This is a genomic window from Paracoccus albus (genome assembly GCF_027913035.1).
GTDB lineage: Bacteria > Pseudomonadota > Alphaproteobacteria > Rhodobacterales > Rhodobacteraceae > Paracoccus > Paracoccus albus.
Map to the genome: position 1 here is coordinate 833,932 of NZ_CP115775.1, position 19,185 is coordinate 853,116.

At 59.5% G+C, this 19,185-nt stretch carries 19 protein-coding genes; 8 read left to right on the forward strand and 11 right to left on the reverse strand.

What is annotated here, in order from left to right:
* Nucleotides 1-520: 520 nt before the first annotated feature.
* The gene (locus tag PAF20_RS04160) at nt 521-1,846 is read right to left on the reverse strand and encodes a methyl-accepting chemotaxis protein (protein WP_271072478.1); all 1,326 of its coding nucleotides are present in this window, start codon (nt 1,844-1,846) and stop codon (nt 521-523) included.
* A 158-nt stretch (nt 1,847-2,004) separates the two neighbouring features.
* On the opposite strand from PAF20_RS04160, the gene PAF20_RS04165 reads away from it, so the two are divergent.
* The 3 genes from PAF20_RS04165 to PAF20_RS04175 all read left to right on the forward strand — a co-directional run bounded on the left by PAF20_RS04165 (nt 2,005) and on the right by PAF20_RS04175 (nt 5,044).
* A complete protein-coding gene (locus PAF20_RS04165; protein ID WP_271072479.1) occupies nt 2,005-2,835 on the forward strand; it encodes a TIGR00282 family metallophosphoesterase in 831 nt (276 codons plus the stop codon).
* Between the two features lie 84 nt (nt 2,836-2,919).
* Nucleotides 2,920-4,701 carry an SLC13 family permease gene (locus PAF20_RS04170; protein ID WP_271072480.1) on the forward strand — a complete coding sequence of 594 codons (1,782 nt, stop codon included), beginning with the start codon at nt 2,920-2,922 and terminating at the stop codon, nt 4,699-4,701.
* 10 nt (nt 4,702-4,711) lie between these two features.
* A complete protein-coding gene (locus PAF20_RS04175; protein ID WP_271072481.1) occupies nt 4,712-5,044 on the forward strand; it encodes a hypothetical protein in 333 nt (110 codons plus the stop codon).
* Between the two features lie 120 nt (nt 5,045-5,164).
* Here the strand turns inward: PAF20_RS04175 and PAF20_RS04180 are convergent, their stop codons facing one another.
* Nucleotides 5,165-6,904, reverse strand: a complete 1,740-nt coding sequence (locus PAF20_RS04180; RefSeq protein ID WP_271072482.1) for an SLC13 family permease — start codon at nt 6,902-6,904, stop codon at nt 5,165-5,167.
* Between the two features lie 189 nt (nt 6,905-7,093).
* Here PAF20_RS04180 and PAF20_RS04185 point away from each other — a divergent pair, with 189 nt between their 5' ends.
* Nucleotides 7,094-7,837 (forward strand): YebC/PmpR family DNA-binding transcriptional regulator, encoded by a 744-nt coding sequence (locus tag PAF20_RS04185; protein WP_271073253.1) that lies wholly within the window; start codon nt 7,094-7,096, stop codon nt 7,835-7,837.
* Here the strand turns inward: PAF20_RS04185 and PAF20_RS04190 are convergent, their stop codons facing one another.
* Complete coding sequence (locus PAF20_RS04190; protein ID WP_271072483.1) at nt 7,838-8,710, reverse strand: LysR family transcriptional regulator ArgP; 873 nt, start codon at nt 8,708-8,710, stop codon at nt 7,838-7,840. It lies immediately after the preceding gene.
* Between the two features lie 85 nt (nt 8,711-8,795).
* Between PAF20_RS04190 and PAF20_RS04195 the strand changes: the two genes are divergently transcribed.
* Nucleotides 8,796-9,389 carry a LysE/ArgO family amino acid transporter gene (locus PAF20_RS04195; RefSeq protein WP_271072484.1) on the forward strand — a complete coding sequence of 198 codons (594 nt, stop codon included), beginning with the start codon at nt 8,796-8,798 and terminating at the stop codon, nt 9,387-9,389.
* Between the two features lie 3 nt (nt 9,390-9,392).
* Nucleotides 9,393-10,292 carry a DMT family transporter gene (locus PAF20_RS04200; RefSeq protein WP_271072485.1) on the forward strand — a complete coding sequence of 300 codons (900 nt, stop codon included), beginning with the start codon at nt 9,393-9,395 and terminating at the stop codon, nt 10,290-10,292.
* Here the strand turns inward: PAF20_RS04200 and PAF20_RS04205 are convergent.
* The 4 genes from PAF20_RS04205 to choX form a co-directional block, all read right to left on the reverse strand.
* On the reverse strand, nt 10,263-10,505 hold the full coding sequence (locus PAF20_RS04205; RefSeq protein ID WP_271072486.1) for a hypothetical protein: 243 nt from the start codon (nt 10,503-10,505) through the stop codon (nt 10,263-10,265). The genes PAF20_RS04200 and PAF20_RS04205 overlap by 30 nt on opposite strands.
* Before the next feature lie 283 nt (nt 10,506-10,788).
* Nucleotides 10,789-11,784 (reverse strand): ATP-binding cassette domain-containing protein, encoded by a 996-nt coding sequence (locus PAF20_RS04210; protein WP_271072487.1) that lies wholly within the window; start codon nt 11,782-11,784, stop codon nt 10,789-10,791.
* On the reverse strand, nt 11,781-12,605 hold the full coding sequence (choW, locus tag PAF20_RS04215; RefSeq protein ID WP_271073254.1) for a choline ABC transporter permease subunit: 825 nt from the start codon (nt 12,603-12,605) through the stop codon (nt 11,781-11,783). The genes PAF20_RS04210 and choW overlap by 4 nt, the downstream gene beginning before the upstream one ends.
* Before the next feature lie 43 nt (nt 12,606-12,648).
* Nucleotides 12,649-13,581, reverse strand: coding sequence for a choline ABC transporter substrate-binding protein (choX, locus tag PAF20_RS04220; protein WP_271072488.1), 933 nt, complete (start codon nt 13,579-13,581; stop codon nt 12,649-12,651).
* Between the two features lie 80 nt (nt 13,582-13,661).
* On the opposite strand from choX, the gene betI reads away from it, so the two are divergent.
* On the forward strand, nt 13,662-14,234 hold the full coding sequence (gene betI, locus PAF20_RS04225) for a transcriptional regulator BetI (RefSeq protein WP_271072489.1): 573 nt from the start codon (nt 13,662-13,664) through the stop codon (nt 14,232-14,234).
* 60 nt (nt 14,235-14,294) lie between these two features.
* Complete coding sequence (locus PAF20_RS04230) at nt 14,295-14,519, forward strand: hypothetical protein (RefSeq protein ID WP_271072490.1); 225 nt, start codon at nt 14,295-14,297, stop codon at nt 14,517-14,519.
* A gap of 68 nt (nt 14,520-14,587) precedes the next feature.
* Here PAF20_RS04230 and PAF20_RS04235 read toward each other — a convergent pair whose 3' ends face one another.
* The 4 genes from PAF20_RS04235 to PAF20_RS04250 are packed head-to-tail and all read right to left on the reverse strand — an operon-like array spanning nt 14,588 to nt 19,139.
* Nucleotides 14,588-15,664 (reverse strand): BMP family ABC transporter substrate-binding protein, encoded by a 1,077-nt coding sequence (locus PAF20_RS04235; RefSeq protein ID WP_271072491.1) that lies wholly within the window; start codon nt 15,662-15,664, stop codon nt 14,588-14,590.
* Nucleotides 15,665-15,680: 16 nt separating this feature from the next.
* Entirely contained in the window at nt 15,681-16,553 is an 873-nt protein-coding gene (locus PAF20_RS04240; protein ID WP_271072492.1) for an ABC transporter permease, read from the reverse strand.
* On the reverse strand, nt 16,550-17,626 hold the full coding sequence (locus PAF20_RS04245; protein ID WP_271072493.1) for an ABC transporter permease: 1,077 nt from the start codon (nt 17,624-17,626) through the stop codon (nt 16,550-16,552). The genes PAF20_RS04240 and PAF20_RS04245 overlap by 4 nt, the downstream gene beginning before the upstream one ends.
* Entirely contained in the window at nt 17,613-19,139 is a 1,527-nt protein-coding gene (locus tag PAF20_RS04250; protein WP_271072494.1) for an ABC transporter ATP-binding protein, read from the reverse strand. Before PAF20_RS04250 ends, PAF20_RS04245 begins: the two co-directional genes overlap by 14 nt.
* Nucleotides 19,140-19,185: the final 46 nt, after the last annotated feature.

Sequence of the window (19,185 nt, forward strand, 5' to 3'; positions counted from 1 at the left end):
TGTCTGGATATTCCGCATGAAGCCCTTCGATTATCGATTCTGCGAATTGGATGAGGGCGTGCTTTAGCATCCGTGGATGCAGTAAATGTTTTGATTCGAAATTTTAGACCTGCACCTTCGGTTACGCGACGACAGTGGGCAGGAGGAATGATCCTCGCAGCTATATCGGCGGATCGGAACGGAACCAGTTTCCATGACGTAAGGGCAAATCCGTCAGGCGGTTCTTGCTGGGTGGAATGGGCAAGTCGGCGGAGAAGAGATTAGTTAAAACTTATCGCCTGTTGGGTGTGGTTCGGGGTGTCTTCCATAACCTCTCCATTTTCCAACGCCATCTTCTTTCCGCCGGATAGTGAAAGATTCTTATGCGCTGATACGCCAACCGACAAGGCTTGGTCTCAGCCTCGTGTCAGAGAGTGGTGGCCGCAGGGCCTATGCCGGTTGCTGCTCTATCTTGCGGATCGGGATCTCGGCCCCACTGGTCGTCGTCGATTCTTAAAATACTACTTGCATTGCCTGTATGTCACGATGCTCTTGCATGCTGAGAGACATTCACACCAGATTCCCTCGGGCGAGAGTCCGTCTCGAACTTGTCCAGAAGATGCGTCAGGTCGTTGACCTGCGATGAAAGCGAGGAGGCCGCGGTCGCATAGCTTTCGGACATTGACAGGTTCGCCTGATTGACGCTGTCGAGATGTGAAAGGGCCGAAGATACCTCCTGCACGCCGGTCGATTGTTCAGCGGTTGCGTGGGCGATGCCAGAGATATTGGTGACCACGCCGCGCACGGCTGTCTGGATGTCGTTCAGTGCCGAGCCTGTCTGCCGAACCAGTTCGACGCCAGACTGAACTTCGGCTTCGCTCTTGCCGATCAACTCGGCAATGCTTTGCGAAGCTTTACCCGATTGCTGGGCGAGGTTGCGTACCTCTTGGGCGACGACGGCAAAACCGCGACCGACTTCGCCTGCACGCGCGGCTTCGACCGCCGCATTGATCGAAAGCAAATTCGTTTGGAAGGCAAAATTCTCAATCACGCGGGTGAATTCGCCCATGCTTTTGGTATGTTCTTCGATACGTTCGATGGCTGAGACCGCATCTACCACGACGTCGTTGCCATGTTTGACGACCTTTTCAGCCTCTTGCGCTGCGCCGTTCGCGTCTTGCGCCGCCGAGCTGGTCATGGAGGTGTTGCCCGAAATCTGTTCGACCGCTGCCGCTGTTTCTTCCAGTGATGCTGCCTGGCTTTCACCACGTCGTGCCAGATCATCCGCGCCTTTCGCAATCTGACTGGCTTCTTCATGGATCATTGATGCACGCTGGCGGATGTCGTCCACCATCGTCGCGAAATTTTCCATTGTGCGATTGAAACTGTCACGTACGGCACGGAATTCGGGCGGAAACTCCTGCGTCAGGCGATGGGTCAGTTTGCCATCTGCAAGCTTTCCAAGCGCGTCAATTAGATCATCTACCGCCGCCTTCTTCTCTGTCACGTCGGTTGCCATTTTCAGGACACCCGCAACCTCACCGGCAGAGTTGATCAGCGGGACGTAGCTGCCATTGATCCAGACAGTCTTGCCCGAGCGCGTCACCCGGTCGAATTCACCTGTGAAGGCCGCGCCTCTGCCCAGCTGACGCCAGAAATCTGCGTATTCAAGTCCGCTCGCGAATTCCGAGCGGACGAAAATCCGGTGGTGCTTTCCGATGACATCTTCCCGGCGGTAGCCCATGAATTGCAGAAAGTTGTCATTCGCTTCGACAATGGTGCCGTCAGATGTGAATTCGATCATCGCCTGCGCGAGGCTGAGCGCCTTAACGCGATCGCTGTCGCTGAGAGTGGGTGATTCGGTCATGGCCGTCCTCGTGTTTGATCCGGGATCAGCTATAGCGGCCATGTATTAATAACTCTTTGATCATAAATCTAAAATTATCATGGTTTTCCATATGGGCGCTGCAGTGGACTTTCCGGCGCCGCATTCGATACAACGGCTGCAATCTGACGGGATCTGATATGCGCATACTGTTTCTGGGCGACGTGATGGGCCGTGCGGGCCGCGCCGCCATAGCTGAGAGGCTGGCCGAACTGCGGAGCCGGCTGCGTTGCGACTTTTGCGTGGTGAACGGCGAAAATGCCTCTGGCGGGATGGGGCTGACGGGCGGACATGCACAGCTTCTTCTGGATTCGGGTGCTGACGTGGTGACGCTTGGCGATCATGCTTTTGATCAGAAGGATATGCTGGGCTTTGTTCAGAAAGAGCCGCGCGTTCTGCGACCATTGAACTTCGCCAAGGATGCGCCGGGTCGCGGGGTCGGGGTTTTCGAGGCAAGTCGCGGACGTAAGGTCATGGTGGCACAGGTCCTGGGTAACGTATTCATGCGCCGTGCCTTCGACGATCCGTTTTCGGCATTGGACAGCGCCTTACGCGCCCACCCGATGAGCGCGATGGCCGGGGTGCAGGCGGCTGTGATCGACTTCCATGCAGAAGCGACGTCGGAAAAGATGGCGGCGGGGCATTTTTGCGATGGCCGTGTCAGCCTTGTCGTTGGCACGCATACGCATGTGCCGACCGGCGATACACAGATTTTGCCCCGTGGTACCGGTTATATGACAGATGCGGGTATGTGTGGCGACTATGACAGCATCATCGGCATGGATAAGGCAGAGCCGATGCGCCGTTTCGTGACCGGCATGTCGAAGGAGCGGTTCAGTCCGGCCGTGGGCGATGTCACCTTGTCAGGGGTTTTGGTGGAAACAGATGATCGCAGCGGTCTTGCAACTGCCGTCTGGCCGGTTCGAGAGGGCGGGCGCTTGTCGCAATCGCTGCCGCCGAGACAGCAATAGTTCAGCGTGGCTTGCACAGCGCCCGCGTATCGTCCAAAGATGCGCCGATTGGCCGGTTGAACCGGCGGCGTGCTTGAGGCTTCAATGTTCGGCATTGAACTAACGGAAACCACTTCTGCGATTGTTACGATACTGATCATCGCGGGGATGCTGACGCTGTTTGTGCGCGAGCAGTTTCCACCCGAAGTGACGGCGATTCTTGGCGCGGCGGTTCTGCTTGTGCTTGGTGTGCTGCCGATGGCCGATGTGCCGTCAGTGCTGGCCAACCCGGCACCGTGGACCATTGCATTCATGTTCATCATTGTCGGTGGGCTGGTCAGAACAGGTGCGCTTGACTGGATCGGTCAGCACGCGGCGCGCCATGCCAAGCAGCGCCCCTTTGCAACGCTTGCAGGCCTGTCCGCGACCGTTCTGGCGATGTCCGCATTTGTGAACAACACGCCCCTTGTCGTGGTCATGATGCCTATTTTCATGCAGCTTGCACGGGAACTCGATCAGGCCCCGTCCAAGCTGTTGATGCCCTTGTCGTATCTGTCGATCCTTGGCGGGACCGTCACGATGATCGGGACCTCGACGAACCTGCTGGTCGATGGTGTTGCGCGTCAGGCCGGAGAAGAAGCTTTCGGAATTTTTGAGATCGCGCCAGTTGGCCTTGTCATGGCGACGGTCGGGCTTTTCTACTTGCTGTTCATCGCGCCGCGATTGCTGCCAGAGCGGGATTCAATGTCCGCGCTCATGTCTTCCTCGCGTTCCAGGATGAAGTTTTTCACCGAGGTTGCCATCCCCGAAGACAGCACGCTTGTCGGTAAGAAGCTGGACGAGATCGACATTTTCACCCGCGAGAATGCACGTGTCATCGACGTATTGAGAGGCGATGCATCGCTGCGCCGCGATCTGGCCGCCGTCACGCTGGAGGCGGGCGACCGCGTCGTGCTGCGCACGCCCATGTCAGAAGTCCTCGGCCTGCAGGGCAACAAGGACCTGCGAATGGTCGATAAGCTGAGCTCTGTCCAGACGAACACCGTTGAGGTGCTGATTACGCCCGGATGCCATATGATCGGGCGTTCGCTGGGCTCCATGCGCCTGCGTCGTCGCTATGGGGTTTATGTGCTGGCAGCGCATCGCCGGAACCAGAATATCGGGCGCCAGCTTGACGATCTGGTGGTCAGGGTCGGCGATACATTGCTGCTGGAGGGGGCGCCCGCCGATATCCAGCGTCTTTCGGCTGATATGGAGATGGTTGAGGTGACGGTTCCGTCTGATCGCGCCTATCGCCGCCGTCATGCCCCGATTGTCGTGGCCGTGCTGGCCGGCGTCGTGATCCTGTCGGCCTTTGAGGTCGCACCGATCCAGCTTCTGGCCTTTCTTGGTGTCGCCATTGTGCTTGGCACGCGCTGTATTGACGCGGATGAGGCATTGAGCTTTGTGGATGGTCGCCTGCTGGCGCTGATTTTCGCCATGCTTGCGGTTGGCGCAGGGCTTGACCAGTCGGGCGCGGTCGAACTGGTGGTTAATTGGATCTCGCCGACGCTGGCCGATTTGCCGCATTGGGCACTGGTCCTGGCCGTCTATCTGCTCGCGACGACGTTGACCGAAACGGTGACCAACAACGCTGTTGCGGTAATCGTGACGCCTGTTGCGATCACGCTGGCCCATTCGCTGGGCGTGGATGCCAGACCGCTTATCATCGCGGTGATGATGGGTGCCTCAGCCAGCTTTGCCACGCCGATCGGCTATCAGACGAACACCCTCGTCTACGGGCCGGGCGGCTATCGTTTCAGTGATTTCATTCGTGTTGGTCTGCCGCTGAATTTGCTGATGGCGATGACGGCATCTCTGGTAATCCCGATCTTCTGGCCATTGTAGGGAGTATACCATGTCTATTAAGCAGGTCGTAATCGCGGGTATTGCAACCGCGGCCGTGTCAGCTTGCGCCATTCCAAATGAGCGGGCGGTTCCTGATGATGTGAACCTCATTGGCGCTCGCCTGACGGTTTTCTTTTCGAACGGGATGCAGTGCCATGCCGACAATATCGTCGGTTCAACCTCCGGGGTGTTCGCGGATTGCCCCATTCCGGTGCGCTACGACGTGACGATGAAATCGCAGGGACATCTGATCGCCGGATTGTTTGAGCCCTATGCCGACGTGCTGGTCACGATGCCCGACGGGCGCAGCAAGATGCTCAAGACACCAGAGTCGCGGAACTGACGGCTCAGGTCCTTTATGACTCCGACCACAATGACGATTGATATCGACTGAAGGGACGCATCGGCAGATCTGACGCACACCTCGTTTGGATTTTGGCACTGTTGATGATTGCAGCTTTTCCTAAAGCGGCCAGACGGTCAGCAGCATCGGGACGGATACCAGCATCACAATCATTTCCAGCGGCAGGCCCATTCGCCAGTAATCGCCGAAGCGATAATCGCCCGGTCCCATGATCAGCGTGTTGTTCTGATGCCCGATCGGCGTCAGGAACGCGCATGCCGCCGATACGGCAACCCCCATCAGAAACGCATCGGCATTCACGCCAAGCTGTTCGGCAAGGCGAATTCCCACCGGAGCCGCGATGATTGTGGTCGCATTGTTGTTCAGGATGTCTGACATGAACATCGTCGTCACCATCAGCAATGTCAGCGCGACCCATGCAGGATAACCTGATGTCAGCTGCGCAAGGGCGCCTGCAATCAGTGTCGTGCCGCCGGTCGAATCGAGCGCTTGACCAAGCGGGATCATCGACCCCAACAGCACGATGACGGACCAGTCGATATGGTCGTAAACCTCGGTGATCGACAGAACGCCGAACAGCACATAGGCTACGACAACGCAGCCAAGCGCGATTGGCATTGTCACCACCCCGAGGCTGGTAAAAAGCACCGCGGCCACGAAAAGGCCGATCGTCAGGGCCATCTGCCATTCCCGCATCACGGTATGACCTGCACCTTCCAGCGGCAGCAGGCCCATTGCGGCGACAATCCCGTCCAGATGACCCTCGGGCACCAGCAGAAGCATGAGGTCGCCTGCCTCGATCCGTTCGCGGCTGAGCTTGCCAGAGATGATCCGTCCGCGCCGACGCAGCCCCATCAGCACCGTATCGTGACGATTGATAAGCCCCGCGCTTTGAACCGTTCTGCCGACAATATCCGCACCGACCGGCACGAGACATTCGATCAGGCTCTCGCTCTGGTCCTGTCGTGGCCGGGCGCGGGCTTCTGCCCGGCCGTCGGGATAGCTGAGCCGCTGACCGGCGCGGAATTCGTCCAGTGCCTCGGCCGAACTGCGCAGCGTGATCACATCATCCGCCGAAAGGATGATCTCTTCGGGCTCGCCCTCCACTGTGTGATGATGATGGCTCAGCCGGATAACGCGAATGCCAGAGGATCGCCCGGCCTCCTGCAGCTCTGCCAGCGTTCCTTCCACCAACGGGCTGTTTTCCGTCACGACCAGTTCAACCTGATAGCGGCGCATACGTTGCGATGGGTTGGCTCCTGTTTCGCCCGTATGGCGCTGCGGTATCAGACGCCAGCCGATCAGCGCGATGAAGACGATCCCGGCGATGGCAACGACGCCGCCCACCGGCATGAAGTCGAACATGCGGAACGGCTCGCCAAAGACATCCTGCCGAAAGCCGGACACGATCAGGTTCGGCGGCGTGCCGATCAGTGTCAGCATACCGCCAAGGATCGTCGCAAAAGCCAGCGGCATCAGCGTCAATCCGGCCACGCGGCCCATGCGCCGCGCGACCTGCATGTCGATCGGCATCAGTATCGCGAGCGCGGCGATATTGTTCATGAAGCCGGACAGAAATCCGCCAATGCCACTCATGACCGCGATATGCAGGCTGATCGGCCGATCATCCTTTATCAGCAGCCTTGTCAGCACCGCCACAGCGCCAGAGCGCATCAGCCCCGCCGTCGCGATCAGGATAAGCGCCACGACCATGGTCGCCGGATGCCCGAAGCCGCTGAAAGCGTTGTCAGATGGAACGACACCTGTCACCACACCCACCATCAGGCCGGCAAAAGCCACCAGATCGTGGCGCCAGCGACCCGTGAACATAACCACCATGACAACGGCAAAAATCGAAAAAAGAATAATCTGAGGAATCGTCAAAGGAACTGCCCCCGGAAAAACACGCGATCAGGATAGCCGGACGGCCAGAAACCGCAATCGCCGCTGATCCCTTGCAGTCGGTGTGCAGGCTGGATTAAAAGCGCCGGAAACCCGCAAATGCCGAATATCGAAGGACCACCGATCATGGCAGGCCATTCCAAATGGGCGAACATCCAGCATCGCAAAGGTCGCCAGGACGCGATCCGCTCTAAACTTTTTTCCAAGCTTGCAAAGGAAATCACCGTCGCGGCGAAAATGGGCGACCCCGACCCCGACAAGAACCCGAGGCTGCGGCTTGCGGTCAAGGAAGCTAAATCGAACTCTGTCCCAAAGGATGTGATCGAACGCGCGATCAAGAAGGCCATAGGCGGCGATGCCGAGAACTATGACGAGATCCGCTATGAGGGCTATGGCCCGAACGGCATTGCAGTCATCGTGGAAGCGATGACCGATAACCGCAACCGCACGGCGTCGAACGTGCGCAGCTATTTCACCAAATCCGGCGGTGATCTGGGTCAGACCGGATCGGTCAGCTTCATGTTCGACCGCGTGGGCGAGATCAAATATTCCGCCGACGCGGGCGATGCCGACAGCGTGATGATGGCGGCAATCGAAGCGGGTGCCGATGATGTCCAATCCGATGATGACGGCCACTGGATCTATTGCGCCGATGGCGACCTGAACGATGTCTCTACCGCTTTGGAGGAATCGCTAGGTGAATCGGAAACCGCCAAGCTGATCTGGAAGCCGCAGGCCCCGACAGAGATTTCGGATCTGGACACCGCACAAAAGCTGATGCGCCTGATCGAGACACTGGAGGATGACGACGACGTGCAGAACGTCACCGGCAACTTTGATCTGACCGATGAGGTCGCGGCCCAGCTTTGATCAGGGCTGAATAAGAACATCCCGCGCGGCCCTTCGGATTGCGCGGGTCAGACCGGCGAGCTGTGGTGCGAAGATCCGCGTCACCTGCCAGAAAAGCGGAACGTCAAGCGTGGCGCTCTCTGTCAGCGGGACGAGACGACCGGTTTTCAGATCCTCTGAGATAAGTATTTCGGGGTTCATCCCCCAGCCCATGCCCAGAATGGCTGCCTGATGGAATCCCTGCGTCGTGGGGATCAGATGCGTCGGCGGGGCAATCCGCTCACCGGTCTGTATTGTGATCCATTGGGTCTGCAAGCCATCCTTGGCATTGAAGGTGATCGCTGGCGCCCGTCGCAGCGAGGCGGCATTCACGCCGCCACCGAAATATGCCGCGACGAAGGCTGCCGAGGCCGTCGCCACATATCGCATTTTCCCAAGCGCAAAGCTGTCGCATCCCGCCACCGGGCCGGGTTCAGCCGTTATTGCCGCGCTGACCAGACCTGCCCGCAGCCAGCTTTCCGCGTGGTCCTGATCGTCGATAACCAGATCGACCAATCCCGGTGCCTCTGGCAGGGCGTGAATGGCCCATGTCGCCAGATTGTCCGCCGTCACAGCGATGCGGATTGTGGGCGTCCCGGCGTCGTCTCCCAATGGTCCATCCAACCCGGCCTCCAGCAAGCGGACCTGATCGAAATGGGCAACCAGCCGCAGGCCCGTATCGGTCGGCGCAGCTGGCGGTCCGCGATCCAGCAGGATCTGTCCGACGCGCCCCTCCAACGCCTTGATGCGTTGTGAGATAGCAGATTGTGTGACGCCAAGCGCATGGGCCGCAGCCTCGAAGGAGCCACGGCGAACAACCTCTGACAAGGCAGCGAGGGCGCGATAGTCGAACATTAGAAGTACTAATACCGTATTATATGATTTAATTTTACTAATGAGTATCAGCAAGGCAATACCTGCGGCAATGACAGGAGCCGATATGCACGCTTATCTTACCGGTCTGGGCACCGGACTTTCACTGATCCTTGCAATAGGTGCGCAGAACGCCTTTGTCCTGCGACAGGGGCTGCTGCGAAGCCATGTCTTCGCCATCTGTCTGTTCTGCGCCGTTTCAGACGCCATTCTGGTGACCCTCGGCGTTTTTGGCGCAGGCCTTCTAAGCCAGGTTGCGCCCTGGTTCACAGAAGTCATGCGTTGGGGCGGCGCGGTTTTCCTGCTTTGGTATGGGATGCGGGCGTTTCGGTCCGCGCTCAAAGGCGGCGACGCATTGCGGGCAGCGGGGCAGGCGCAGCCGTTTTGGGCCGCCATGGCGACCGTTGCGGCGCTGACATGGGCCAACCCGCACGTCTATCTGGATACGGTCGTGCTTCTGGGGGCGGTTTCGGCTGACTTCGCAGATAAGCGCGCATTCGCTGCAGGCGCGGTGACCGGCTCTTTCCTTTTCTTTTTCGCGCTCGGATACGGTGCACGGCTGCTGGCACCTGTTTTTGCAAGGCCAAAGGCATGGCAAGTGCTTGATCTGGTCATCGCCCTGGTGATGTGGTCTATCGCGGTATCACTCATCTGGGGCTAGGGCATGGATGCCAGACAGCGCAGCGATCTGGCGGGCATAGGATGGATGGTCCTGACGGGCATTCTGTTCGTCCTCTTCAATGCGCTTGTCAAAATGTTTGGACAGGGGCTGCCAGCCGCTCAATCCGCTTTCATCCGCTTTGCCTTCGGTATCATCCTTGTCGCGCCGGTGCTGCTACGCGTTCCGCGACAAGGTTTTGCAAAAGGGCTGACGGGGCTTTTCGTTCTGCGCGCGGCGCTGCATGTCTGTGGTGTCATCCTGTGGTTCTATGCCATGACACGCATCCCGATTGCCGAGGTGACGGCGATAAACTTCCTGAACCCGATTGTCGCGACGATCGGCGGAGTGCTGATCCTGCGAGAGGCTATTTCCTGGCGTCGTGGTGTGGCAATTCTTATCGCTCTGTTCGGTGCGATGATCGTGCTGAGGCCGGGAATGCGCGGTCTCGACAACGGGCATCTGGCGCAGGTTCTTGCTTCTGTTTCTATGGGTCTGTCCTATCTTGTCGCCCGCAGGCTCGCGCAATCCGTGCGGCCGGAAATCGTCGTCGCCATCATGACGTTGAGCGTTGCGGCCGGGCTTGCGCCACTGGCATTCGCGGTCTGGGTCCCGCCAAGCGGCGAGCAGGTCCTGGGTCTTTCGTTATGCGCCGTGGTTGCGACTGCGGCGCATTACGCCATGACCCGCGCCTTTGCGGTCGCGCCGCTGAACGTCACGCAACCGGTTACCTTCCTGCAACTGGTCTGGGCATCAATTCTGGGTCTGGCGGTTTTTCAAGAACCGCTTGACCCAATGGTCCTTCTGGGCGGCACGATGATGATCGCATCGCTCAGCTACATCACCTGGAGAGAGGCGCGGATACGCCCCGCGCCCTCAGAGGAAGTCCAGATAATGTCGCGATGATGGCTTCGGCGGCAACCCGATATCGCGGCGCAGATAAGCACTTTCAGGCGGCTTCGCCAGCTTGGGCGGTTTGCGGCGCACAAGCCCCATGCGCGCCCGCCGCACAGGAAAAGACAGCGTTGCGAGCAAGATGCGCCGGTATCCGTACCGGCTGATAAGCCATTCAATGTGGTCTTGCGGGACGATGCGCCCCGGCCGGATATTGATACTCATTGCAAACCTCTGTCGGCGCGGAAACAGGGCGATCCGGGCCGAAGCAAAATCAGATTGGGAAGGTGGCGCTGAACTGCGCCAAAGGATGGCTTATCCGCGGGTCAGGCGGCGTAGGCGACCTCGCCAATTGGCGGCGTCGGTATAGGCAGTTTTGACAGTTATCATTCGTGCCCTCCCTCTCGCGGCCAAAGGTTTGTCAATTGGAGGGGATGCTAGCGCGGTGGTTGGCCATTTCAAGATGTGGGCAGCGCGAAATCACTCGCGTTGCCCATCGGCAACAGTCCTATGCCGACAAGCGACGCAGCACATGATCGCGCGTGATGATGCCGCCGCCAGTGACGGGCCGTGCGTCATCGTTCCGCAACGCGCCCAGCACTTTCCGCAGGGGCAGATCGGCAGGTAACGGCGCGCCCTCGGCTGATCCCGGTGCGGCCAGATCGGAGGCGGTCAGCACCTCCAACGGATTCATATGCGCCACGAATTCCGCGACATAGTCGTTCGCGGGACGCGCCAGGATCTGTCTTGCGGTGCCGATCTGAACGATGCGCCCGCCTTCCATCAGAGCGATGCGACTGCCCAGCTTGAACGCCTCATCAAGGTCGTGACTGACGAACAGGATCGTCCTGCGCGACGTTTCCTGCAGCAACAGAAGTTCATCCTGAAGCCGCGTGCGGATAAGGGGGTCGAGCGCGCTGAACGGTTCATCCATCAGCAGGATCGGCGCGTCGGTGGCGAAGGCGCGGGCAAGGCCGACGCGTTGCTGCATTCCCCCTGACAACTCGCCAACCGGACGATCGGCCCATTGATCCAGCCCGACCGTTTTAATCTGCTCTGCCACGCGGGTGATCCTGGCTGCGGGTGCCAGGCCCGCCAGTTCAAGCCCAAGCCCGATGTTTTCAGCCACACTTCGCCAGGGTAAAAGACCGAATTGCTGAAACACCATGGAGACATGGTTCAGCCGCAAAGCACGAAGCTGATCCTTGCTGGCATTCGGTACGGAAATCATATCGCTGCCCATCCGCACACGGACATCACCGCGAAGGACCGGGTTGAGGCCGTTGACCGCCCGCAACAGCGTGGACTTGCCCGAGCCTGACAGGCCCATCAGAACGACAATCTCGCCTTCCGTAACATTCAGCGTGGCGTTGTGAACACCCAATGTGTTGCCGGTCAGTTCTTGAATATCTGAGCGGTCCTTGCCTGCATCGGCATGGTTCAGCGCCGCCTCTGGCCGCTTGCCGAAAATGATCGAGCACCTGTCGAATTCAATCGCGTTCACGGCTTTCTCCTGACCCGCAGGGTTCGGTCCAGCATCACCGCGACAACCACGATGACCATGCCGGATTCGAAGCCCAGGCCTGTGTTCACGGTGTTCAGCGCCCTCACCACGGGAACGCCCAGTCCGGATGCGCCGACCAGTGCCGCAATGACGACCATCGACAGCGACAGCATGATTGTCTGATTCAGCCCGGCCATGATCTGGGGCAGTGCGCTTGGCAGTTCCACCTTCCACAACAACTGCCGAGGTGTCGCGCCGAAGGCTGTCGCGGCCTCTCTCAGCGCGTCGGGGGTCGATGATATCCCAAGCTGCGTCAGCCGGATGGGGGCGGGCAGGACAAATATCACCGTCGCGATCAATCCGGGAACCATGCCGATGCCGAAAAACACGATGGCCGGGATCAGGTAGACGAAGCTGGGCAAGGTCTGCATCAGATCCAGAAGGGGGCGCGTCCATGCGTAAAGGCGCGGTCTGTGCGCAAGTGCGATCCCAATGGGAACACCGACCCCCATGCAGACGACGCAGGATGCCAGCACCAGAGTCAGCGACTCCATCGTTTCTTCCCAGTAGCCCTGATTCAGGATGTACAGAAAACCCAGCATGACCCCAAACGTCGTCAGCCAGTGGCGCTGAAGCAGATGCGCGATCACCACGAACACCGCGACAACTGCCAGAGGCGGCGGCGTGATCAGAACCCAAAGGATTGCGTCGATCATTGCCTGCATCGCGACGGAAATCGCATCGAACAGGCCAGAGGCATGTGCCGTCAGCCAGTCGAAAACCCGGTCGGCAGTTTGCCCGACCGGGATTTTCTCGCCCATGAACCAGTCGGCGATGCGTGAGGTCAGCTGAGCCAATGCCTCCTCAGCCTTCAAGCGCTGCTGTCAGAACCTCGACTGCGTCGCGCCCGTCCTGTGCGGTCATACCGTCAAGCCAGATGGTCGCAGCGTCCGGGTTTTCCTGAAGCCATGCTTTTGCCGCGTCTTCCGGCTGCGCCCCGTCATTCAGGATTGCACCCATGATCTCATTCTCCATCTCAAGCGTGAATTCCAGATTTTGCAGGAACTTTCCGACATTGGGGCATTCTTCCACAAAGCCGGCGCGCGTGGTGGTCTGCACTTCGGCCCCGCCCAGATTGGGCCCGAAAATGTCATCACCGCCTTCAAGATAAGTCATCTCATATTCGGCATTCATCGGGTGGGGTTCCCAGCCCAGAAAGACAATCGGATTGCCCGAATTGGTTTCCCGGGCGACCTGCGCCAGCATTCCCTGTTCCGATGATTCGACGATATCGAATGTTCCAAGGCCGAATTTGTCTTCGGCCACCATCTCGATCAGCAGGCGGTTGCCGTCATTTCCCGGCTCGATCCCATAGATCTTCCCGTCCAGCTCATCCGCGTGCTCCGCGATGCTTGCAAAGTCGGAAATACCAAGTTCCGCACCCGCTTTGTTGGTCGCCAGGGTATATTTCGCACCCGTCAGGTTCGTGCGCAGAATATCAACCGTTCCGGCTTCACGATATGGGGCAATGTCAGCCTCCATGGTGGGCATCCACAGCCCAAGGAAAACGTCGACATCATTGGTCGACAGCCCGCTGAAGGTGACGGGCAGGGCCAGAAGCTCTGCCTCTGTCTCATATCCGAGCGCGTCAAGGACGGTGCGCGCGACGGCGGTGGTCGCGGTTATATCGGTCCAGCCGACATCGGAAAAGGTGATTTCCTTGCAGGATTCAGCCTCTTGCGCGGTGGCGGGAAGGGCAAAGGCTGCGCCAAGCAGCAGGGCGGCGATACGGGTCATTTCGGCTCCTCGAAAATTATTGATTGACCAGTCAATCAAGCCGGGTTATCTCTACGCAAAACCGACCGCGAGGTGCGCGGATGCGTAAGCGTGCCGGAAAGACTACCAGAAAGACCGAATTGATCAACGCCGCAATCAGTACGATTGCGCGCAGTGGCACGCTTGACGTGACCGTCGCTGACATCGCGCGAGAGGCGGGCATGTCCTCCGCCCTTGCGCATCATTATTTTGGTTCGAAAGATCAGATATTTCTGTCGACGATGCGCGAAATCCTGCGTCGCTATACAGCGGCTGTCAGTGATGCACTTGCAGGCGTCAAAAATCCGCGAGATCGGCTATTTGCAGTTCTGCAGGCGAGTCTCGGCCCCGAGCATTTCGATGCCGCAACCATAGCGGCATGGCTCAATTTCTACGCCCTGGCGCAGCAGGACGAAGCGGCCGCGAGATTGCTGCGGGTCTATCATCGCAGGCTGAAGTCAAACCTGCTGAGCGATTTGAGGAAGGTTGAAGCCGGTCGTGCGGATCATGTGGCGGAAACGCTGGGCGCGCTGATCGATGGCGTCTATCTGCGCAAGGCATTGCAGCGCGATGCCGCGTCCGATCTTCTGGACTTGCCGAAGGCCTACCTTTTGTCGGTGATTGGCGAAGTCTGACCATACTGCCCTGGCCACCCCATCGCGGTTCGACGGCGGTTTCGAACACGGAAGCAACTGATGCGAAAATCGACGCTTGTGCTTGCTATTTTGCTGATCGTTGAAGCCGCGATCATCGCTTTTGCCGGTTTTGCACTTTGTCAGGTCCGCAGCGGTATTTGGGCCGATGTGGGTCAACTTTCGGATATGACGAGGCGGATCGTCAGCCTGGCGGCAATTGCCGTTGGCGTCGTTGGGGCCACGCTTGTTTCGGTATACGCATCGCTCAGGGCAGCCGGAAAATAGACTTTGTAGGGTAGCTAACAGGAAAAGCCGGGACTCTGAAAAGCCCCGGCCTGTGCTTGCGATCCAGCCTATTGCGGGATTTCGGCAGTGATGCCTTCGACATAGAAATTCATCTGCGAAAGCTCTTCATCCGTGGCAGTCTGACCCTCGGCCAGCCACTCACTGCCATCAGCCTTGTTCAGCGGGCCTGTGAACGGATGGTATTCGCCCGAGGCAATTTGATCCTTCAGGGCGAGGGCTTCTTCCTTCACCTCTGGCGGAACGGCCTCGGTGATCTCGCCGATCTCGACCTCGCCGTCGCCGATGCCGGCCCATGTCGCTTCGGATGTCCAGGTCCCGTCCAGCACTGCATTCACACGCTCGATATAGTATGGTGCCCAGTTGTCGATGATCGACGAAACGCGGGGCGAGGGCGCAAAGGCCGACATGTCAGAGGCCTGACCGAATCCGATGGCCCCGGCTTCCTGAGCCTTGGCCAGCGGCGCGGTCGAATCGGTGTGCTGCAGGATCACATCGACGCCTTCCGCGATCAGGGCGGCGGCGGCGTCGGCCTCTTTTGCGGGATCGAACCAGCTATAGGCCCAGACGACGCGCATTTCTACATCGGGGTTCACCTTGCGGGCATGGATGAAGGAAGAGTTGATGCCCTGAATAACCTCTGGGATCGGGAAAGATCCGATATAGCCGATCTTGTTCGATTCGGTCATCCGCCCGGCAATCGTGCCCATCACGGCGCGGCCTTCATAGAAGCGCGCGTCATAGGTTGCGACATTATCGGCGCGCTTATAGCCGGTGGCATGTTCGAATTTGATGTCGGGAAACTTTTCGGCTACGGCCATGGTCGCGTCCATGAAGCCGAAACTGGTGGTGAAGATGATCTCATTCCCGGCAAGCGCAAGCTGGGTGATCGCGCGTTCCGCATCGGCGCCTTCGGGGACGCTTTCGATGAAGGTCGTCTCGATCCGGTCGCCGAATTCTTCTTCAAGTGCAAGCCGGCCCTGATCGTGCTGATAGGTCCAGCCGCCATCGCCGACAGGGCCGACATAGATGAAGCCGACCTTCAGCGGTTCGTCCTGAGCAGCGGCGGGAAGCGCGGTCAGCGCAGCGAGCGCCGCTGCGGTGGTCAAAAGGGTTCTGCGAAGCATAAGTCTCTCCTGTTGGTCAGTTTGTTGTATGGAATATTCGCCCAAGCGATCCGGGCGCAGCGCTTCCACGTCGGCGCGCCGAGATGACCACAAGCGCTATGATTGTGGCAAGGTAAGGTGCCATGGCAAGCAACTGCACGGGCAGATTGACCCCGGCTGCCTGCAGCCGCAACTGCATCACCGTGACGCCGCCGAACAGCCAGGCCCCCGCCATGACGCCGAAGGCGCGCCAGCCGGAAAAGACCACCAGAGCCAACGCGATCCAGCCAGCACCCGCAGTCATCCCTTCGGTCCATTGCAAGACAGTCGCGATCGAAATATACGCCCCGCCGATGCCCGCCATTGCCCCGCCAAAGGCGACTGCTGCCAGCCGCACCAGCCGGACCTTGTGGCCAAGCGCATGGGCCGCGTCGTGATTCTCTCCGATGCCGCGCAGGATCAGCCCGCCCCGCGTCCGATTCAGGAACCACCATGACAGCGGTACCATCAGCAGGCCGAGCCAGATGATCCAGTGCAGCCCCAGGGGACCGGCTGCCATTGATGGGGCCTTGACCCCCTCATAGGGTTTTCCGAACAGCGCGGTCAGGCCAAGGCCGAACAGCGTCAGGGCAAGCCCGGTTGCAACCTGATTTGTCAGCAGGAACTGCGTCAGCACGCCGAAAATCATGGAAATCGCCGCACCGGCAAGGGCAGCCGCGACGAAGCCCAACAACGGGTTGCCAGTTGCATGGGCCGCTGCAAACCCGGCGAGTGCGCCTGTGATCATCATCCCCTCAACCCCAAGGTTCAGGACACCGGCGCGTTCGGCCATCAACTCTCCCAGTGCCGCGAACAACAGGGGGGTCGAGGCGGAAAGGATCGTCATGATCAGTGTCGTTATGTCGATCATGCTGCGACCCTCCGCCGGATGCGGTAACGGGTCAGCAGGTCGAAGCCCAGCAAATAGAACAGCATCATGCCCTGGAAAACCTGCACCGTCGCAAAGGGCAGCTGAAGGATCATCTGCGCAATATCCCCGCCGATATAGGTCAGCGCCATCAGCAAGCCGCCCAGCACGATTCCGACCGGATGCAAACGGCCAAGGAATGCGACGATGATCGCTGTGAACCCATAGCCAGAGCCGAAGCTGTCAGTGATCTGCCCCGCAGGGCCCGCGACCTCGAACAGCCCGGCCATACCGGCAAGCGCGCCCGACAGGCCAAGGCAGAACGCCACGAGGGCAGAGGGCCTCACCCCCGCAAACCGCGCTGCCCGTGGTGCCTGTCCGGCGGCGCGGATCTGCAAACCGCGGATATGGCGCGACATCAGGATCCAGACACCAATGACAGCAAGGGCTGCGGCGACGACGCCCCAATGGATGCCGGTGCCCGAGATCAGCTCCGGGTTCGAGGCAGAGGGGTATTGCGCCAGATTTCGCGAGCCGGGCATCCCGAACCCCTCCGGGTTGCGCATCGGGCCGAACGCCATCCATGCGGCGACCTTTTCTGCCACATATACCAGCATCAACGATACGAGAATTTCGGACGCCCCAAACCAGTTTCGCAACATCGCCGGAATCATTCCCCAGACCCAGCCGCCAAACGCACCTGCGACGATCATAGCGGGCAGGATCCACCACCCCTCGGCGGGATATGCGGCAAGGGCCACCGCAGCGCCGGTTATTCCGCCCATGATATATTGCCCCTCGGCACCGATATTCCAGATACCGGCGCGAAATCCGACGGCGAGGCCACAGGCAATCAGGATCAGCGGGCCGGCCTTCACCAGCAGTTGCGGGCGCGAATAGCTTGCCGATGCCCCGAAAAGCGGATCCCAGAAGATCGTGCGGATGGCTGCCACCGGGTCATAGCCCATGAGGCCGAACAGAAGCGCACCTGTCAGCATGGTCGCGACAACAGCCAGAACAGGCGTTGCAAATTGCCAGATCAGCGGAGAGTCGCTGCGCGGTTCAAGTTGCCACATGCGCGATCTCCGTTCCATGTGCGCCGCCAAGCATCAGGCCGATTTCATCAAGGCTCAGCCCGTCTGTCGGTCGAGGCTCTGACAGGCGCCCCTCATTCAGCGCAGAAAACCGGTCGCCCAGTTCCAGCAATTCATCCAGATCCTGACTGATGACGACAACGCCCGCCCCGCCAGCGGCGAGGTTCAAAAGCGCCTGCCGGATGGCAGCGGCAGCGCCCGCATCCACGCCCCATGTCGGCTGGTTGACCACCAGAACGCGCGGGTTCTGCAAGACCTCGCGTCCGATGACGAATTTCTGCAGGTTGCCGCCAGAAAGGGCAGATGCAGCGGTATCGGGGCCGGGGGTGCGCACGTCGAATTCGGCGATGACCTTCTGGGTGTATTCACGCGCGGCGCGGTGACGGATCATTCCGCCGGGCGCGAGTTCCTGACGCACGGATGCGGTCAAAAGCGCATTATCCGTCAGTGAAAAGCCGGGTACGGCGGCATGACCCAAGCGGTCCTCTGGCGCGGCCAGCAGACCAGCCTCGCGTCGCTGCACGGGTCCCGCGCGAGACAGGTCCACGCCACCAAGGTTAACAGTGCCACCTGGCGACAGGATCTCTCCGGACAGGGCCGACAGCAATTCCTCTTGCCCATTGCCTGCGACGCCACCAATGGCCAGAACCTCACCAGCCCGGACATCAAGCGAGACGGATTTCAGCGATGTGCCGTCGACGGAAAGCGGGGCAAGGCTCAGGTCCTTTACCGACAGAAGGACATCACCGGGGCTGCGACCGGAACGGTCGATTTCCCGCATCTCTCCACCGACCATCATGGCGGCAAGTTCGCGTGCGGTAAGGGCGCGCGGATCGCAATTTTCGATAACCCGGCCACCGCGCAGGATCGTCGCCCTGTCGCAATTGGCGCGGATCTCTTCAAGTTTGTGGCTGATATAGAGGATAGATGTCCCTTTCGCCGCCAGCTTGCGCAGGGTGGCAAACAGAATTTCGGATTCCTGTGGGGTCAGGACGCTTGTCGGCTCGTCCATGATCAGCAGACGAGGATCGCCCAGAAGCGCCCGAATGATCTCCACCCGCTGACGTTCGCCCGCCGAAAGATCGGCAATGCGACGCGCGGGGTACAACGGCAGCCCGTATGCCTCGGAAATCGAGGCGATACGGCTGGCAAGCTCTCGCCTTGGTGGCGGGTTGTCTAGGCCGAGCGCAATATTCTCTGCCACCGTCATCGCGTCGAACAGGCTGAAATGCTGGAACACCATGCCAACACCGGCACTGCGTGCCGCGTGAGGATCAGCGGGCGCAAAGTCTTTGCCGTCCAGCCACATCTGCCCCTCATCCGGGCGAACAAGGCCATAGATTGTCTTGACCAAAGTCGACTTCCCGGCACCGTTCTCGCCCAGAAGTGCATGGATATCGCCCGATCTGACATCGAACGATATGGCATCATTGGCCTTAACGCCGGGATAGGTCTTGCTAAGACCGTCGGCGCGGAAAATGACGTCTGCAGTCAATCTTCTTCCCTGTCTTCTTTTGCCTCTGATTTAGACAGATAACTTG

Excerpts from the sequence above, each read along its gene's own strand:
- PAF20_RS04160 (WP_271072478.1), bottom strand. The coding sequence starts at position 1,846 with ATGACCGAATCACCCACTCTCAGCGACAGCGATCGCGTTAAGGCGCTC.
- PAF20_RS04165 (WP_271072479.1), top strand. The coding sequence starts at position 2,005 with ATGCGCATACTGTTTCTGGGCGACGTGATGGGCCGTGCGGGCCGCGCC.
- PAF20_RS04170 (WP_271072480.1), top strand. The coding sequence starts at position 2,920 with ATGTTCGGCATTGAACTAACGGAAACCACTTCTGCGATTGTTACGATA.
- PAF20_RS04175 (WP_271072481.1), top strand. The coding sequence starts at position 4,712 with ATGTCTATTAAGCAGGTCGTAATCGCGGGTATTGCAACCGCGGCCGTG.
- PAF20_RS04180 (WP_271072482.1), bottom strand. The coding sequence starts at position 6,904 with ATGGTGGTTATGTTCACGGGTCGCTGGCGCCACGATCTGGTGGCTTTT.
- PAF20_RS04185 (WP_271073253.1), top strand. The coding sequence starts at position 7,094 with ATGGCAGGCCATTCCAAATGGGCGAACATCCAGCATCGCAAAGGTCGC.
- PAF20_RS04190 (WP_271072483.1), bottom strand. The coding sequence starts at position 8,710 with ATGTTCGACTATCGCGCCCTCGCTGCCTTGTCAGAGGTTGTTCGCCGT.
- PAF20_RS04195 (WP_271072484.1), top strand. The coding sequence starts at position 8,796 with ATGCACGCTTATCTTACCGGTCTGGGCACCGGACTTTCACTGATCCTT.
- PAF20_RS04200 (WP_271072485.1), top strand. The coding sequence starts at position 9,393 with ATGGATGCCAGACAGCGCAGCGATCTGGCGGGCATAGGATGGATGGTC.
- PAF20_RS04205 (WP_271072486.1), bottom strand. The coding sequence starts at position 10,505 with ATGAGTATCAATATCCGGCCGGGGCGCATCGTCCCGCAAGACCACATT.
- choW (WP_271073254.1), bottom strand. The coding sequence starts at position 12,605 with ATGGGCGAGAAAATCCCGGTCGGGCAAACTGCCGACCGGGTTTTCGAC.
- choX (WP_271072488.1), bottom strand. The coding sequence starts at position 13,581 with ATGACCCGTATCGCCGCCCTGCTGCTTGGCGCAGCCTTTGCCCTTCCC.
- betI (WP_271072489.1), top strand. The coding sequence starts at position 13,662 with ATGCGTAAGCGTGCCGGAAAGACTACCAGAAAGACCGAATTGATCAAC.
- PAF20_RS04230 (WP_271072490.1), top strand. The coding sequence starts at position 14,295 with ATGCGAAAATCGACGCTTGTGCTTGCTATTTTGCTGATCGTTGAAGCC.
- PAF20_RS04235 (WP_271072491.1), bottom strand. The coding sequence starts at position 15,664 with ATGCTTCGCAGAACCCTTTTGACCACCGCAGCGGCGCTCGCTGCGCTG.
- PAF20_RS04240 (WP_271072492.1), bottom strand. The coding sequence starts at position 16,553 with ATGATCGACATAACGACACTGATCATGACGATCCTTTCCGCCTCGACC.
- PAF20_RS04245 (WP_271072493.1), bottom strand. The coding sequence starts at position 17,626 with ATGTGGCAACTTGAACCGCGCAGCGACTCTCCGCTGATCTGGCAATTT.